Annotated in this window: 3 protein-coding genes and 1 pseudogene; all 4 read left to right on the top strand. The window is 35.3% G+C overall.

What is annotated here, in order from left to right:
- Positions 1-90 precede the first annotated feature (90 nt).
- Positions 91-465, top strand: a pseudogene (gene ssb / locus A9G30_RS04715) (single-stranded DNA-binding protein); the annotation flags it as partial.
- Positions 466-746: 281 nt separating this feature from the next.
- On the top strand, positions 747-1,478 hold the full coding sequence (locus tag A9G30_RS04710) for a BRO-N domain-containing protein (protein WP_065588212.1): 732 nt from the start codon (positions 747-749) through the stop codon (positions 1,476-1,478).
- A gap of 138 nt (positions 1,479-1,616) precedes the next feature.
- Positions 1,617-2,108 (top strand): class I SAM-dependent methyltransferase, encoded by a 492-nt coding sequence (locus tag A9G30_RS04705; RefSeq protein WP_065588211.1) that lies wholly within the window; start codon positions 1,617-1,619, stop codon positions 2,106-2,108.
- A 105-nt stretch (positions 2,109-2,213) separates the two neighbouring features.
- Positions 2,214-2,364: DUF3850 domain-containing protein (locus A9G30_RS13575; protein ID WP_141671993.1), on the top strand; the 151-nt coding region annotated here is incomplete at its 3' end.

The raw sequence follows: 2,364 nt of genomic DNA, 5'->3' as shown, positions 1-2,364 counted from the left end.
CGGATTAAATCAATATTTAGGAGTAAATTATGAAATATTTTACTTATGATCATCATGTATACAGAGATGTAAAAAAATTGGAGAAATAAAATGGCACGTGGAATAAACAAGGTGATTTTAGTTGGCAACGTCGGACAAGACCCAGAAGTTCGATACATGCAAAATGGTAACGCTGTAGCTAATTTAAGTATAGCAACATCAGAATCCTGGAAAGATAAACAGACTGGCGAAACTCGTGAGCGCACTGAATGGCATAAAATTGTTATTTATGGCAAGTTAGCCGAAATTGCTAACGAATACATCAAAAAAGGCTCACAAGTTTATATTGAAGGGCAACTACAAACGAGAAAATGGCAAGATCAATCAGGTAACGATCATTATACGACAGAAGTTGTTATTAACCCAATAGGCGGTACGTTGCAGATTTTAGGCGGTCGTGACAATAATAACGCTAGTCAACAGCAGCAAGATACGTTTGATGATGACAGTATACCTTTTTAGTTTGACAATAATTTTATCGGGTTGTATAGTTGTAAATACTACAACTTTACGCGGACTTCCGCACCCGATAGCCTAGCGGTTTTTTTATGCCTGTTATTTAGGCATTTGATCATATCTATGATCGGGTCGAGAAGACGAAATACAATACTCGAAAGAGAAATAAGTCTCGCCGTCGTAAAGCGGTAGTTGAAGCCCGATCACCCACTAAGTGATCAACTAACTAAACTTTACGAAAGGTACAAAATATGTCAAATCAAATATCTGTTTTTAACTTCAACCAATCCCAAGTACGCATTCAAATAGTAAACAATGAGCCATTGTTTTGCTTAAAAGATATAGCAGAAATTTTAAATATATCAAATGCTAAATCTAGTCGTTTCAATCTTTCTGAAGCTGGGGTACATAAAATGTACCTCAGGTCATCTGGGCAACAAAGAGAATTAACTTTCATTAACGAACCTAATTTATACCGCGTTATTTTTCGCAGTAATAAAAAAGAAGCCATAGACTTCCAAAATTGGGTATTTGATGAAGTATTACCAACAATCCGCAAAACAGGCTCATATTCATTAACAATTAGCACCGAACAGCAACAAGCAATCAAACAAGCGGTAAACGAACGTTCATACAGGACTGGTGAACATTACCAAGCTATCTACACTAAATTCTATGAAAACTTCAAGATACCACGTTACCAAGATTTACTTGCTAGTAAGTTCGACGAGGCTATAGAGTGGTTGGGTGGGGTTGCAAAAACAAGAAAAGATGTGATTGAGGTAAGCAGAACCAACCTAATTTGTTTAGTTCATCACATGCTTTGGTTGAACGATTTCTACATAGATAATCGCTTATACGATGTTTTTAAAATGCTGGGGTCTAATTTCGGTATAAGACTTCACGATCATTTTGGCGACGGTGCTTTTGTTGCCTCGATGTTTAAACAACAGCTAGAAAAGAAACAATTACAGAAACTATAAATTAAGGGCATTATGCCCTTTTTTAATCCGCAAAATCTGTTAATAACTCACTGAACAACCACCCTATTCCATTAATTTATTAAAAATATCTGCGCTAATTATTTGGCGTGCTATTTCTATTATCTATAGGAAATAATCATGAATAAACCAGTACTAGATGTTTGCTGTGGCTCTAGAATGTTCTATTTTAACAAACATGATGATCGAGTTTTATTTTGCGATAAACGAAAAGAGAATCACATTTTATGTGATGGGCGAGCGTTAGAAATTAATCCAGACGTGCAACTTGATTTTACAAATTTGCCATTTTCAGATGAATCATTTCATCTGGTTTGTTTCGATCCGCCCCATCTAATCAAAGTTGGCCGCCGCAGTTGGCTAGCAAAAAAATATGGCCAACTTAATAAGTCAACTTGGCAAGATGATTTAAGAAAAGGCTTTAGTGAATGTTTTCGCGTACTAAAAAACAACGGAACATTAATATTTAAATGGAATGAAACAGATATACCAGTTAAATCTATTTTAGCGCTAACAGAGTATAAACCGGTGTTTGGACACATTAGCGGAAAACGTTCAAATACGCACTGGATGACATTTATAAAAAATGGGTTTGTATATAAGAATGAATAATTAATCGAACATTTTTCAATCTTTGATTCACCGATTCGGGGGAATCAAAGTACAAATAATAAACAACTCTCCCCAAAATTGGGGAAAAATATTAGGTAACCAATCATGACTACACACGAATTAAAAATAAAATCTGAATATTTTATGGACGTTACTCAATGTCAGAAAAGAGCCGAAATTCGCTACAACGATCGTAATTACAAGGTCGGGGATATTCTAGTTTTAAATGAAATTGATGAGAACGGCAATCGTACAG

It is taken from the genome of Gilliamella sp. Fer4-1 (assembly GCF_001690515.1).
Taxonomy (GTDB): Bacteria; Pseudomonadota; Gammaproteobacteria; order Enterobacterales; family Orbaceae; genus Gilliamella; species Gilliamella apicola_C.
The sequence above is the reverse complement of the archived record's forward strand: the minus strand, read 5'-3'. Positions and strand labels throughout refer to the sequence as shown.

What these genes read in the sequence shown, in the direction of transcription:
- A9G30_RS04705 (WP_065588211.1), top strand. Translation starts at nt 1,617, where the DNA reads ATGAATAAACCAGTACTAGATGTTTGCTGTGGCTCTAGAATGTTCTAT.
- A9G30_RS04710 (WP_065588212.1), top strand. Translation starts at nt 747, where the DNA reads ATGTCAAATCAAATATCTGTTTTTAACTTCAACCAATCCCAAGTACGC.